Source organism: Streptomyces galbus, assembly GCF_005280195.1.
Classification (GTDB): Bacteria; Actinomycetota; Actinomycetes; order Streptomycetales; family Streptomycetaceae; genus Streptomyces; species Streptomyces galbus.
In genome coordinates, this window is the sequence record NZ_SZPR01000008.1 from 636,572 (window position 1) to 650,150 (window position 13,579).

At 73.7% G+C, this 13,579-nt stretch carries 10 protein-coding genes and 1 pseudogene; 6 read left to right on the forward strand and 5 right to left on the reverse strand.

Annotation, left to right across the window (positions count from 1 at the left end):
- Window positions 1-130: 130 nt before the first annotated feature.
- From E4U92_RS07265 to E4U92_RS07290, 5 genes and pseudogenes are all read right to left on the reverse strand, one after another.
- Window positions 131-475, reverse strand: coding sequence for a nucleotide pyrophosphohydrolase (locus E4U92_RS07265; protein WP_137299410.1), 345 nt, complete (start codon window positions 473-475; stop codon window positions 131-133).
- Window positions 472-1,800: an AAA family ATPase gene (locus E4U92_RS07270; RefSeq protein ID WP_229861950.1), complete on the reverse strand. Its 1,329-nt coding sequence runs from the start codon at window positions 1,798-1,800 to the stop codon at window positions 472-474. The genes E4U92_RS07265 and E4U92_RS07270 overlap by 4 nt, the downstream gene beginning before the upstream one ends.
- 165 nt (window positions 1,801-1,965) lie before the next feature.
- Complete coding sequence (locus E4U92_RS07275; protein ID WP_067229217.1) at window positions 1,966-2,346, reverse strand: cell division protein SepF; 381 nt, start codon at window positions 2,344-2,346, stop codon at window positions 1,966-1,968.
- Between the two features lie 182 nt (window positions 2,347-2,528).
- The gene (locus E4U92_RS36535) at window positions 2,529-2,672 is read right to left on the reverse strand and encodes a hypothetical protein (protein ID WP_338326443.1); all 144 of its coding nucleotides are present in this window, start codon (window positions 2,670-2,672) and stop codon (window positions 2,529-2,531) included.
- Between the two features lie 894 nt (window positions 2,673-3,566).
- Window positions 3,567-3,683 (reverse strand): annotated as a pseudogene (locus tag E4U92_RS07290) (CBS domain-containing protein); the annotation flags it as partial.
- Window positions 3,684-4,560: 877 nt separating this feature from the next.
- Here E4U92_RS07290 and E4U92_RS07295 point away from each other — a divergent pair.
- The 6 genes from E4U92_RS07295 (at window position 4,561) to asnB (ending at window position 13,571) form a co-directional block, all read left to right on the forward strand.
- A complete protein-coding gene (locus E4U92_RS07295; RefSeq protein WP_137299412.1) occupies window positions 4,561-6,039 on the forward strand; it encodes a sugar transferase in 1,479 nt (492 codons plus the stop codon).
- 73 nt (window positions 6,040-6,112) lie between these two features.
- Complete coding sequence (locus E4U92_RS07300) at window positions 6,113-7,444, forward strand: nucleotide sugar dehydrogenase (protein WP_137299413.1); 1,332 nt, start codon at window positions 6,113-6,115, stop codon at window positions 7,442-7,444.
- The gene (locus E4U92_RS07305) at window positions 7,434-8,720 is read left to right on the forward strand and encodes a glycosyltransferase family 4 protein (RefSeq protein ID WP_137299414.1); all 1,287 of its coding nucleotides are present in this window, start codon (window positions 7,434-7,436) and stop codon (window positions 8,718-8,720) included. The genes E4U92_RS07300 and E4U92_RS07305 overlap by 11 nt, the downstream gene beginning before the upstream one ends.
- Window positions 8,717-10,084 (forward strand): Wzz/FepE/Etk N-terminal domain-containing protein, encoded by a 1,368-nt coding sequence (locus E4U92_RS07310; protein WP_137299415.1) that lies wholly within the window; start codon window positions 8,717-8,719, stop codon window positions 10,082-10,084. The genes E4U92_RS07305 and E4U92_RS07310 overlap by 4 nt, the downstream gene beginning before the upstream one ends.
- Window positions 10,081-11,634: a Wzz/FepE/Etk N-terminal domain-containing protein gene (locus E4U92_RS07315; protein ID WP_137299416.1), complete on the forward strand. Its 1,554-nt coding sequence runs from the start codon at window positions 10,081-10,083 to the stop codon at window positions 11,632-11,634. Before E4U92_RS07310 ends, E4U92_RS07315 begins: the two co-directional genes overlap by 4 nt.
- A gap of 2 nt (window positions 11,635-11,636) precedes the next feature.
- Window positions 11,637-13,571, forward strand: a complete 1,935-nt coding sequence (gene asnB, locus E4U92_RS07320; RefSeq protein ID WP_137299417.1) for an asparagine synthase (glutamine-hydrolyzing) — start codon at window positions 11,637-11,639, stop codon at window positions 13,569-13,571.
- Window positions 13,572-13,579 lie beyond the last annotated feature (8 nt).

A 13,579-nucleotide genomic window follows, 5' to 3' on the forward strand; every position in this document is an offset into this window, starting at 1 on the left:
GCGTCCGACCGAACTCACGTGTCCACTACCCAGAGTGAGACACCTTGAGACCTGATACCAGAGAAAGACGGAAAATACTGGACAACAAATCGGTCTCGAAGCGCCAATTGACTACTCTACGTAATCTCGATCAGTTGTCGGTCCCGCCCACCGGGAACCGCGCTTCGTTGCGTTCGATCTTCGCGGCGAGCGCCGCGCGCGGGTCGATGCCCAGCACCTCGCACAGTTGCAGCAGATAGGCGAGGACGTCGGCGACCTCGTCGGTGACCCGGTGCGCGCTGTCCGGGTCGTCCATGACCCGCTCGGACTGCTCGGGGGTCAACCACTGGAAGATCTCGACCAGTTCGGCCGCCTCGACGCTGAGCGCGGAGACGAGGTTCTTGGGCGTGTGGTACGGCTGCCAGGAGCGGGCGGCGGCGAACTCGGCGAGCCGGCGCTGGAGCGCGGGCAGGTCGGGCGGGCTGTTCTCTGTCACGGCTCCAGGTGTACCACCGTCACCCCGGGCACCCCGGCCGCCCAGGAGCCGTCGCTCACGGCCGCGACGCAGCGGATGTGCCCGCGCTCGCCCATGCGCCCGGCGAGGCCGAGCAGGGCGGAGCGCTGGGCGGGGTCGAGGGAGCGGTCGAAGCCGTCGGCGAGGACCGTGAGGGTGCGCATGGCGTCGGGCACCTCCCCGGGGGTGTCGACGTCCAGCACGCCGGGGCCGGTGAGCAGCACCAGGGCGAGGGCGAGGTAGCGCAGCTCGCCGTCGCCGAGGCGGGCCAGCTCCGTGGCCGGCCCCGCCCCGCGGCCCAGGACGGCGCGCACGGTGCCGTCCCCGAGGGGTTCGGCGCGCAGGTCGGTCACCGGCCCGGCACAGCCGGCCCGCACGGCGTCCACGAGCAGCGCGTGCCGGCGCCCGCACTCCACGCGGGTGCGCCACAGGACGTCGGCGAGATTGTCGCAGCCGGTCAGCAGGTGCCCGGTGCCGGTGGGGACGGGGGCGCGCATCGCGTCGGGGCGCGGGTCGCAGGCGTAGACGGAGCGCAGGGCGACGACCATCTGCTCGGCGGCCGCGAGCACCCGGCGCTGGCCGTCGGTCTTGCCGGCGACGCGCAGCGGGAGCAGGGCGGTGCCGAGCCGGTCGTCGGGGAGCGGGGCACGGGTGACGGGGGCGGAGCCTGCGGTGTGCCAGGCGGCCTGGACGGTGGGCCGGCCGGGGTCGCGCAGCGCCGTCTCCAGCAGGACCCGGTCGCCCGCGGTCAGCCGCTCGCCGACGACACGCAGTTCGGGCTCGGCCTGGACGGCGAGGTCGAGCCGTACGGGGCCCTCGGGGCCGTCGGCCGTACAGCCGATGCGGAAGCCGCGCCGGCGCTGCGCGTCGGGGCGGGCCCCGTCGGGCACGCAGGCGGCGGCGTCCGGGAACACCTCGGCGAGGACCGCGCCGCCCGCGAGCCGGGCGAGCGCCGCGCAGGCCCGCAGGGCGCTGGTCTTCCCGCTGCCGCTGCGGCCGGCCAGCACGGTGACCGCGCCCAGCGGCAGCGCGGTGCGCCGGTGCCCGGCGAAGGCGGACAGCCGCAGCTCGGTGATCCGGGGCCGCACCGGGTGCGGCCCCGCCCCGTCGGCCCGGGCGCGGGCCAGGTCGGGGTGCCCGGCCTGCGCGGGTACCCGGGCGGCGTCGTCCGCGGCGGCGGTGCCGTCCGGGGTCGTGGTGGCGGTGACGTCCCCGGCTCCGGCGGCGGCGTCGTGCGCGGTCGCACCGGCGGGCTCGTCGGGGAGGGCACCCGGCAGGGAGGCGGAGGACCCGCGCGGAACGGTCATGCCGGGACGTTAGGGCCGGTCGTCCACGCGGAACCGTTCCGCCCGGGGGCCGTTCCCACGATCGGGCGACGCACGGAACGGCCGAAGGAGTGGGGCGGCGCGGGACGGTCCGCGGCGGGCGCCCGCGTGCTCCCACGCGCCCGGCTGCCCGGCCGCCCGCCCCTCTCAGACCCCCGCACCCTCCATCAGCCCGCTCACCTCGGTCCCCGGCGGGGTCAGCAGGAAGACGTTGCGGTCGACCCGGTGCATCCCGCTCGACAGGCCGAAGACGACCCCGGTGGAGAAGTCCAGGACGCGCTTGGCGACGTCCCCCTCCGCCCCGGTGAGGTCGAGCAGGACCGGGATGCCGGACATCAGGGTCTCGGCGACCTCGCGGGCGTCGGCGAACACGTTGACGCGCAGCACGACGAAGCGGCGCCGGGTCTCGGTCTCGGCGTCGGGCAGGGAGCGGTGGTCCACCGCGGACGGCCAGGCGTCCCGGCCCCGCAGCGGCACGACCTGGGCGAGCCCCTCCCACTGTTCGTCGGTGACGTCGTACCGGTTCACCGGATCCCCCTGACCTGACTCGCGTTCGTTGCCTGCACCAGCCAATTCTTACGCCACGTCACCCGTACGGCCCAACAGCGACACGGTGCGCGACCGGACCGGGAGCACCCGGCCCACCGGCCACGCGCGCCCCGCCCACCCCCCGGATACCCCGGGGCGGCCGTACCGTGCGGCGCGGGGGCTCAGTGGCCGGGCGCGGCCCGGGTTGATGTCGGCCAGGCCCGAGTGCGGGCCCTCCTCGGCGGCCAGGTCGCCGCGCAGGACCACGCCGACGGGCAGCCGTCGTGCTCGACGACGGGGATGCGTCGGACGTGGTGCCTGCGCATCAGCTCGGCGGCACGCTCGGTAGCGTCGTCCGGGCCGAAGTGTCACGACGCGCGGGCGGCTGCACACCGAGTCGGCGCGGGGTGGTGTGCGGGTCGGCCGTCGGCCGAGGGGTGTGTCTTTCCGATCACCGTCTCGCGCGCGTCTGGTCGGCGGTCTGGCAGAACAGCGCCATACGCCCCACGGCGCGCATCATGCGGACGGCAGTTTACGGTTGTGACTTCTGTGTGTAGGTGAGTGTGAGGTAGAGCCCAGCCCACAGCACCACAGCGATGGCGACGAGAAGCCATCCCGCGCCGTTCCCCATGACTGCGATCGCTATCCCGCTTATTGCGAGGACCGAAAAAGCGATAGACGCCATGATGAAGTACATCCGGCTCCGTGCCCGCTGCTCCATCGATGGGCCAGGACCTGTCACGAGCTCATCCCTTCCTTCGAGGATGGGCGGGCAGCGGAACAGCTGCCCGCCCATCCATGCGTGGACTAGCCACCGATCAGATTCGAGACCGCCGTGCTTGCTCCCCACGCAGCCGCGTAGCAGAGGGGTTGTCCGGCCGCTTCGGACGCTCCCAAGCTGGGTGCCGCTCCGATCGCAGCTACCGCTTCGCATGCGAAGCCAACGGCTACGCCGGCTGCCAGCCCAGCCACGTCTCCCCACAGCGCCTTGGTGTCCGACCCCGCGGGGGCTGTAGGTGTAGGTGTCGACCTTGTTGCCGTCGACGTCCACCAGGCCGATCACCGAGCCGATCGCGTCGGTGAGGTAGGAGTACGACTTGCCCCGGTCGCCATGGAGTTGAGCGTGCCCCCGGGCTCCCGGTTGCATCCCACCTCAGTTGGCTCCCCACCCCTCACGGCCAACCCAACGATCAGATGATCAGAAAGACACTGCCCGGCACCCGCACGACGACGTCCCGGTCGGTCAGCACGCCGAACAGGTCGGAGTCGTAGGCCACCAGCACGTCGCCGACGTCGCGGTTCCGCATCAGGCTCGCGGCCCGCTCCACCGTGGTCATCGGCTCCCCGGACACCGCGTCGGTCGACATCACGTCACGGATCAGCGGGTCATGGGACACCTCCGAGCTGCAGGTTCACGGTCCCGTTGCGCCGCGTAGCCCTCAGGGGCGAGTCAAACACGGCGCACGCGCCGGGCGGCGCCCGTGGCCCACCGGTGCGGGCCGCCGGTCCGGCGGCCCGCACCGCCGCCGGCCGCCCGGTCCAACACCGCGCGCCGGGCGGGCGCGCACCGTACGGGATCCGGCCAACTCGGAAGCGGAGGCGGCGCAGTTGTGCGCCCGCGCCGGCTCCGGCGTGTGTGTCACAGCGCCCGCGCGGGGTGACATCTCGAACACCTGTAGGAGGTCGGCCGATGCCTCACGTCCGCCCCGCCAGAGCCACCGCCTCTCCCGTCACGGGGGCCGCGGGGCCTCGCCGGGCCCCGGTGGCCCCACAAGCGGAACCCCAAAGCTTGAACACAAATCTCACACATCCTCTCTTCATACCGGTCCGCATGGTCTAGATTGACCGTGCTTCGGGCGTTCGAGCCCGAGGCGACCAGTAATGATCTTTAGGCCCGGCGCTGCGGAGAAGCAGTCGCTACCCGTGCCGGGCGTGGGGGTGATCGGTTCAGGGGCCCGAGGGGGGCGCCGGGTGCGGGGAGCACCCGGGGTTCGACGGGCTCCGGTGCATCTCGTACGTCTGGCGGGACCCTGGGAAGTCCGTTGTCGCCAGAGTGGGTTGATCACACAGCTCTGCAGTAGCCGGCATGTCACGTACGGGGGGCGGGGGCCTCCCGGGGGGAGGAACAGCGCGGCGCGGGAGGCGGGGGCCTCCCGATGGGGAGCCAACAGTGTTGGGCGAACACGTCGAATCACTGGGAACCTGGGGGGTTCTGTGCGGCAAGGGGGACTTGTCAGCCCGATTCCGTCAGCGCGCGGGCGCCTGGCGGACGGAGCGATCGGCCGGCCCGCGATCGACTGGGAGCAGCGGTACAGACGTACCGTGATCACCAGTGACACGCTGGCCACCGCGTGCGTGGTGGCCGGGATAGGAAACTTCTTCGGGGCCCGCGACGCGGCCAACTGGCATGAGAAATGGGGGATTCTCGCCTTCGGCACCGAATTACTGGTGCTGGCGTCGCTCGCGGTCAGCCGGGCCTGGGCACCGGCCGTGCTCGGTCAGGGCGCGGAGGAGTTCCGCCGGCTGGGGCGCTCGCTGTTCACGGCGACCGTCGTCCTGGCGCTCGGCGGGATCGCGCTGACCTCGCGCAACATCAAGCTCTGGATCTTCGTCGCCATACCGGCGATCGCGCTCGTCACCATGACCATGCGCTACGTGCTGCGGCTGTGGCTGCACAAGCAGCGCAAGGAAGGCAGGTGTCTGCGCCCGGTGCTCGCCGCCGGGAGCGCGGCCACCGTGCGGGACCTGATCACCCGGACCCGCAAGTTCCCGCACCTCGGCTGGCGGGTGGACGCGGTGTGCACGACCGACGGGATCACGCTCGACGGCGACCTGCTGGACGGCGTGCCGGTGGTCGGCCGGCTCACGGACGTCGCCCAGCACGTCCACCGCGACGGCTACCGGGTCGTCGCGGTCACCCCGGACCCGCACTGGTCTCCGGACCGGCTGCAGCGGCTCGCGTGGAACCTCGAGGGCAGCGACGCCGAGATGGTCGTGGCGCCCGTGCTGATGGAGGTGGCCGGACCGCGGCTGCACGTCGACGCGGTGCTGGGCATCCCGCTGCTGCGGGTGAGCATGCCCACGTTCACCGGGGGGCGCCGGGCCGTGAAGGGCGTCGTCGACCGGCTGGGCGCGGCGGTGCTGCTGGTGCTGTTCGGGCCGCTGATGCTGCTCGTCGCGACTCTCGTGCTGGTGGACAGCCGGGGCGGGGCGTTCTACCGGCAGCGCCGGGTCGGCAAGGACGGCCACGAGTTCACCATGCTGAAGTTCCGCACCATGGTCGTCGGCGCCGACCAGGCCCGGGCCCGGCTGGCTGCCCTCAACGAGGGCGCGGGGCCGCTGTTCAAGATGCGCCGCGACCCGCGGGTCACCCGGGTGGGGAGCGTGCTGCGCCGGTACTCGCTCGACGAGCTGCCGCAGCTGTTCAACGTGCTCACCGGGTCCATGTCGCTCGTCGGGCCGCGACCGCCGCTGCCGGAGGAGTGCGCCGCGTACGACCCGGACATCCGCCGGCGGCTGCTGGTCAAACCGGGGCTGACCGGGCTGTGGCAGATCAGCGGCCGCAGCGACCTGTCGTGGGAGGAAGCGGTCCGGCTGGACCTGCGGTACGTCGAGGACTGGTCGCTCGCCCTGGACACGGTGATCTTGTGGAAGACGCTGCGCGCGGTGCTCTACGGGCAGGGCGCGTACTGATGCGCGGGGGCCGCCGAACGGCGGGACGCGTGAACCGCAGGCCACAAGGCCTGCCTGGGGGGAGGAACGGGTCATGAGAGTCAGCGTTTTCGGGCTCGGCTACGTGGGCTGCGTGTCGGCCGCGTGCCTGGCCGGCATGGGCCACGAGGTGATCGGCGTCGACGTCAACCAGGTGAAGGTCGACCTGGTCAACGACGGCAAGGCACCGGTGGTCGAGGAGCGGATCGGCGAGCTGATCGCCGACGTCGTGGGCAGCGGCGCGCTGCGCGCCACCCGCGACGTCCGCGAGGCCGTCCTGAACAGCGACGTGTCGCTGGTCTGCGTGGGCACGCCCTCGGAGGCCAACGGCAGCCTGTGCACCACCTACTTGGAGCGGGTCACCGAGCAGATCGGCGCGGCCCTGGCCGAGGGGGGCGAGGCGAAGAGGGCGACGCGGCACACCGTGGTCTTCCGCAGCACCATGCTCCCGGGCACCTGCCTGAACCTGCTGGTGCCGATCCTGGAGAAGTACGTCGGCGGCACCGCCGGGGTGGACGTCGGGGTCGCGGTCAACCCGGAGTTCCTGCGCGAGGGCACGAGCGTGCGGGACTTCTTCGACCCGCCGAAGACGGTCGTCGGCGAACTCGACGCGGCCAGCGGCGACGTGGTGCTGGCGCTCTACGAGGGCCTGCCCGGCGAGGTGTTCCGGGTGCCGGTCCCGACGGCCGAGGCGATCAAGTACGCGGACAACGCCTTCCACGGCCTGAAGATCGGGTTCGCGAACGAGTTCGGCGCGGTGTGCCAGGCGCTCGGCGTGGACTCGCACCAGGTGATGGACGTGTTCCTCGCCGACCGCAAGCTCAACATCAGCCCCGCCTACCTGCGGCCCGGCTTCGCCTTCGGCGGCTCCTGCCTGCCCAAGGACCTGCGCAGCCTGGTCCACGCGGCGCAGCGGGCCGATGTGTCGGTGCCGATCCTGTCCCACGTGCTGCCCTCCAACTCCGACCACCTGCAGCGGGCGGTGGAGATGGTCGAGCGCACCGGCAAGCGCCGGGCGGGCCTGTTCGGGCTGTCCTTCAAGCCCGGCACCGACGACCTGCGCGAGAGCCCGCTCGTCGAACTGGCGGAGCGCCTGTTCGGCAAGGGGTACGACCTGAAGATCTACGACGCCAACGTCAGCCTGTCCCGGCTGCTCGGCGCCAACCGCGAGTACATCGAGACCCGGCTGCCGCACCTGGCGCAACTCCTCGCCGACTCCGTCGAGGAGGTCCTCGACCACGCCGAGGTGTGCCTGGTCGGCACCCGGGACCCGGCCGTCGTGTCGGCGCTGCCCCACGGTGACGGCCCGGTGATCGTCGATCTCGTCCGCCTCCCCGACGCCGACGCGCGCCGGGCCGAACCGGGGTACATGGGCCTTGCTTGGTGACACGTCGTTCGGCGACTCGTTGGGTGACAGACCGTCGGGTGACGGTGCACGGCCGGGCCGGCGCGCGCTGGTCCTGGTGGAGAACCTGTCGGTGCCGTTCGACCGGCGGGTGTGGCAGGAGTGCACGACGCTGCGCGACGCCGGCTGGACGGTGGACGTCATCTGCCCCCGCGGGACCAAGCGGGACACCGAGGCGGAGGCGGTCGTCGACGGGGTGCGCATCCACCGCTACCCGCTGCGCGCGGCCACCGGGGGCCCGGCCGGCTACGTACGGGAGTACGGGGCGGCGCTGTGGCACACGCTCCGGCTGGCCCGCAAGGTCGGCCCGGTCGACGTGGTGCACGCCTGCAACCCGCCCGACCTGCTGTTCCTGCCCGCGCTGTGGCTGAAGCGGCGCGGCGCGCGGTTCGTCTTCGACCAGCACGACCTGGTGCCGGAGCTGTACCTGTCCCGGTTCCGGCGCGGCGAGGACCTGCTCTACCGCGCGGTGTGCGCGCTGGAGCGGCGGACGTACCGGGCGGCGGACGTGGTGATCGCGACCAACGAGAGCTACCGGGACGTCGCGGTGCGCCGGGGCGGCAAGGCACCCGAGGACGTGTTCGTGGTGCGCAGCGCGCCCGACACCGACCGGTTCCGTCCGGTGCCGCCCGAGCCGGAGCTCAAGCGCGGCAAGCCCCATCTGCTGTGCTACCTGGGCGTGATGGGCCCGCAGGACGGCGTCGACTACGCGCTGCGGGCGCTGGCGGAGCTGCGCGCGGTGCGGACCGACTGGCACGCGGTGTTCGTGGGCGCCGGTGACACCTTCGACGAGATGGTGGAGCTGTCGCGGCGGCTCGGGCTGGCGGACCAGGTGCAGTTCACCGGGCGCATCCCCGACGAGGACCTGGTGCGCTACCTGTCCACCGCGGACGTGTGCCTCTCCCCCGACCCGCACAACCCGCTCAACGACGTGTCGACCATGAACAAGGTCCTGGAGTACATGGTCATGGGCCGGCCGATGGTGTCGTTCGAGCTGAAGGAGGCGCGTGTGTCCGCCGGGGAGGCGGCCCTGTACGCGCCCGCCAACGACGAGGCGGAGTTCGCCAAGCTGGTGGCGGTGCTGCTGGACGACCCGGAACAGCGGGCCCGGCGGGGGGAGATCGGCCGGGAGCGGGTCGGCGGCCCGCTGTCCTGGCGCAACTCGCAGGCGGCGCTGCTCGCCGCCTACGCCGCCGCCTGCTCCAAGGGCGGCGGGAACCAGCACGGCAGCACGGCAGCAAGGAGGTCACGCCGTTGAGCGATGACACCATACGTCTGGTCACGATCGGGCGGATCCTCCGCCGCCGCTGGCGGCTCCTCACCGTGCTCACCCTGGTGGGCGCGCTCGTCGGCTACGGCACCTCGCTGCTGTTCCCGCCCCGGTACACGACGTCGGCGTCGGTGCTGCTGCCGGGTGCGTGGGAGGAACGCGCGCTGCTGACGCAGACGGAGATCGCGACCAGTTCGGTGGTGGTCGACCGGGCCGCCGCCACCCTCCACTGGGACGGCGTCGACGGCCGCGACCTGCGCGACCGGGTGAGCGCGCAGGCCGCCGACGGCAACATCGTCGAGATCTCGGGCACGGCCGAGACGCCGGAGCGCGCCCAGCAGCTCGCCGACCAGGTGGCGCAGCAGTTCGTCGGCTACGCCGCCCAGGTCGTCGGCGACAGCGGCGACCCGGAGGCGGCGGCCCAACTGACGGCGCTGCGGCAGATGGTGGCGCAGACCAGCAGCCGGATCACCGAGCTGGCCGACGCGGCCGACCCGGGCAAGACCGTGGAGAGCGTGCAGGCCCGCACCGACCTGGAGAAGCTGCGCACCACGCTCCAGGAGGCCATGAACAAGCTGGAGGAGGCCGACCCGTCCGCCGCGAAGTCCGGCCTGGTCGTCATGGGGCCCGCGCCGCGTCCGACCGGCGAGGCCCCGCCCACCCGGTGGCAGTTGATCGCCGGCGGGGCGCTGCTGTTCTTCCTGGTCGCGCTGATCGGGCACCTCGCCGCCGCGCGGATGAGCCGCCGGCCGCGCACCGAGCCGGAGATCGCCGAGGCGCTGGGCTCGACGTCGCTGGGCACCGTCGACGTCCCCGCCGAGCGGTCCGCGCACCGGCCCGAGGCCCGCGGCGTGCGGGCCCGGGCGCGCCGGCTGCTGGGCCTGGACGTCCGGTGGGACGTGCCCGCCCCGCCGCCGTCCGGCGACGAGGCGAGCCGGCAGGTCCGCTACCGGCGGGTGTGCGCCCGCGTCCGCGAGCGGGCGGCGGGGCCGCGCCGGCTGCTGGCCGTCGTCCCGGCGGGCGACGCGAGCGCCCTGCGGGCCGCCGGGGAGCTGGTCGCCGCCGGCGGGGGCGACCCGCGGCTGCGGGTGGTCGAGGTCGCGCCGGACCGGCCGCTGGTGCCGGACCGGGACACCGAGTCGGGTGCGCTGGTCGTGCTCAGCCCGGGCCACTGGACCGCGGCGGAGCTCGCCGGTGTCGCCGGGGCGTGTGCCGACGCCCGGCACGAGGTCGTCGGCGTGGTCCTCGTCGGCACGTCCCCGGCCCGTCCGGCGCGGTCGGCCGACCGTCCCCGGGACGCGGTCACGCCGGTGCTCGCGGGTGCCGACGACGCGACAGGAGTTGCACGGTGAGAACGAGTACGACCCCGCAGTCGCCGGCCCCCACCCCGCTGCTGGACCTGCAGTCCTTGGTGGTGGCGGTGCGCAGGCGCCGCCGCCTGTGGTCCTGCGCGGCCCTGCTGGGGCTGCTGCTGGGTGTGGCGGTCGCGGTCCTGATGCCGCCCGCGCCCACCGCGGTGACCAAGGTGCTGGTCGCCCACCAGGAGGACCAGCCGAACGACCCCGGCACCCTGATCCGCACCGACGCGGCGCTGCTGCAGACCACGCGCATCGCCGAGGAGGCGCTGCGGACGCTGAAGTCCTCCGAGGCGCCGGAGGACTTCCTGCGCAACTACAGCGGCCTGGGCCTGACCAACAACCTGCTGCAGATCACGGTGACCGGGGACAGCGACGCCGACGCGGAGGCACGCGCCAAGGCGCTGGCCGACGCGTTCGTCGCCGACCACGTGCGCCGGATGCAGCAGGCCGCCGACGCCGAGGCCAAGAGCCTGCTCGACCAGCGCGACCGGCTCCAGGGCGAACTCGCCCAGGTCAACAAGGCGATCGGGGACGGCTCCGAGGAGACCGGCCCGAAGGCGGCCGCCAACCTGGAGACGCTCTTCGCACGCCGGGCCGAACTCACCTCGCGCATCGCCGACTTCGCCCAGCGCGCCGCGGAGGCCCGGGTGGGCACGCCGCAGTTGGTGGCGCGCACCCAGATCGTGGACGACCCGCGCGCGGTACGGCACTCCCTGCCCAAGTCGGCCGCCACGAACGGCGTGATCGGTCTCGTCCTCGGCCTCGTGCTGGGGCTCGCGGTGGCCGCGGTCTCCACGGTGGTCGCGGACCGTCCCGTACTGCGCCGGGAGATCGCCGCGCACCTCGGCGCCTCGGTCGTCGCGGAACTGCCGCTGCGGTCGACGTGGCCGTGGCAGCGGCGGCGGGTGCGGACGGCCCGGGCCCGGCTCAGCGCGTCCCTGGCCCGCACGGTGCGCGGCTCCGCGGAACCGGTGTCGCTGCTGGAGCTGGGCTGTGCGCGCCCCGCGAGCGCGATCGCCGTGGACCTGGCCCGGGAGATCGCGGCGGACGGTCCGGTGACCGTCGTCGACGGGCTGCCGGGCACCCAGTTGCGCGACCGGCGTACCAAGCCGGGCGACCCGGCCGTGGTCGGTGGCGAGCGCGTGCCTGCCCTGGCGCCGCACGAGCGCAGGATCGGCGTCGGCTCGGTGGCGCCGGGCACGGCGTGGACGGACCTCGGGTACCTCGGCACGCAGACCGTGCTGGTCGTGCGGGCCGGCCACGGCAGCGCCGCCTGGCTGCACACCGTGGCCCGGCAACTCGCCGACCAGCGCATCCCGGTGATCGGCGTGGTGCTGGTCGACCCCGACCCGCGGGACCGCACCGACGGCACCCTGTGGGACGGGCTGGACACCGCGCTGCGCGGCCGGAGCGAGCGGCCGGCCCGGCCGAACGGCGCGGGTGCCCCGCACGCCGTCCCGGCGGTGGGGGAAGGCCGGCGGCGGGCGGAGCGCCAGCCGATGTGGGCCGCGGGGGTCCCGGACAGCGACCAGGAGGCTCGGTAGACATGTGTGGCATCGCAGGCGCGTACCGGTGGCCGGACGGGAAGGCCGTGACCGACCGGCTCACCGACGTCCTGGCCCACCGCGGCCCGGACGGGGCCGGCCGGTACAGCCACCCGGCCGGGGACGGCGAGGTGCACCTCGGGCACCGGCGGCTGGCCATCATCGACCTGTCCGACACCGGCGCCCAGCCGATGGCCAGGGACGGCCTCGTCCTGACGTACAACGGCGAGCTGTACAACGCGCCGGAACTGCGGGCCGAGCTGGAGGGCGCCGGCGTGCGCTTCCGCGGGACCTCGGACACCGAGGTGCTGCTGGAGGCGTGGCGGCGCTGGGGCACGGACTGCCTGCCCCGGCTGCGCGGCATGTTCGCGCTCGGCGTGTTCGACGAGCGCACCGGTGAGCTGGTCCTCGCCCGCGACCAGCTCGGCATCAAGCCGCTGTTCGTGCTGCGGCGCGGCGAGGGCCTGGTGTTCGCCTCCGAGCTGAAGGCGCTCGCGGCGGTGACCGGCGGGGCGCTGGAGGTGGACCACGCGGCGCTGGTGGCGTCGCTGCTGTACTACTGGGTGCCGGACTCGCGGTGCGCGTTCCGCGAGGCGGAGAAGCTGCCGCCGGGGAGCTGGCTGCGGTGCCGGCCCGACGGGCGGGTCGAGCGCGGCCGGTTCTGGAACCTCAGGGACGTCGCCGCCGAGGGCCGGCAGCGGGCCCTGGACGGGGACCTGCCGGACCTGGCGGCCGTCGTCGAGGAGTCGACCCGCCGCCACCTGCTGTCCGACGTGCCCGTGGCGACGTTCCTGTCCGGCGGGCTGGACTCCAGCTACCTGACCGCGCTGGCGGCCCGCGAGCGGCCCGGGATCTCCGCGTACACGATCGGCTTCCGCGCCGCGGACGCCCGGTTCGAGGCGATGCCGGACGACCTGCGCTACGCCCGGCAGGTGGCCGGGCGGTACGGCGTGGACCTGCACGAGATCGAGATCGCCCCGGACGTGCTCGACCTGCTGCCGCGGATGACGTACCACCTGGACGAGCCGATCGGCGACCCGGCCGCGATCAACACGTTCCTGATCTGCTCGGCCGCCCGCGAGGCCGGGGTCAAGGTGATGCTGTCGGGGATGGGCGCCGACGAGCTGTTCGCCGGGTACCGCAAGCACCTGGCGAACCTGATCGCGCTGCGCTACCAGCGCGTCCCGGGGCCCCTGCGGCGCGGGGCGTCCGCGGTGGTGGACCGATTGCCGGTGGCGACCAGCCGCCGCGGGTACCGCTCGGTGCGGTTCGCCAAGCGGTTCCTGTCCTTCGCGGACCTGCCGGAGGAGACCGCGTTCCGGCGCAGCTACACCATGTACGACCGGGGCGACCTGCTCGGCCTGATCGACCCCGACCTGGCCGGGACGGTCGACGACGTGCTGACCGAGCACGCGGACGTCTACGAGGACAACGACCTCGACGACTTCGTCAACCGCATGTGCCTGGCCGACTCCCGGATGTTCCTGCCGGGCCTGAACCTCGCGTACACGGACCGCTCCAGCATGGCCGCGTCGACCGAGGTGCGGGTGCCGTACGTGGACGTCGAGGTGGTCAGGGCCGCGTTCGCGGTGCCCGGGGCGCGCAAGATCGCCGGGCGGCAGGGCAAGGCGGTCCTGAAGGAGGCGGCCACCTCGGTCCTGCCCCGGGAGATCGTCTACCGGCCCAAGGGACTGTTCAGCGCCCCGCTGCGGGCCTGGATGAGCCGGGACCTGTCGCCGCTGGTGCGCGAGGTGGTCGAGGACGGCCTGCTCGTGCGCTCCGGGTTCCTGCGCCGGGACGCGCTGCGGCGGATGGTCGCCGAGGACGCCGCCGGGCAGCGGGACTTCTCCAAGCATCTGTGGCACGTGCTGACCCTCGAGTACTGGTACCGCGGCGCGACCTCCGGGTCCGGCCAGCACTCCCCCTCGACGGCGTAGAGACAAGA

What these genes read in the sequence shown, in the direction of transcription:
- E4U92_RS07270 (WP_229861950.1), bottom strand. Translation starts at nt 1,800, where the DNA reads ATGACCGTTCCGCGCGGGTCCTCCGCCTCCCTGCCGGGTGCCCTCCCC.
- E4U92_RS36535 (WP_338326443.1), bottom strand. Translation starts at nt 2,672, where the DNA reads ATGCGCAGGCACCACGTCCGACGCATCCCCGTCGTCGAGCACGACGGC.
- E4U92_RS07300 (WP_137299413.1), top strand. Translation starts at nt 6,113, where the DNA reads ATGAGAGTCAGCGTTTTCGGGCTCGGCTACGTGGGCTGCGTGTCGGCC.
- asnB (WP_137299417.1), top strand. Translation starts at nt 11,637, where the DNA reads ATGTGTGGCATCGCAGGCGCGTACCGGTGGCCGGACGGGAAGGCCGTG.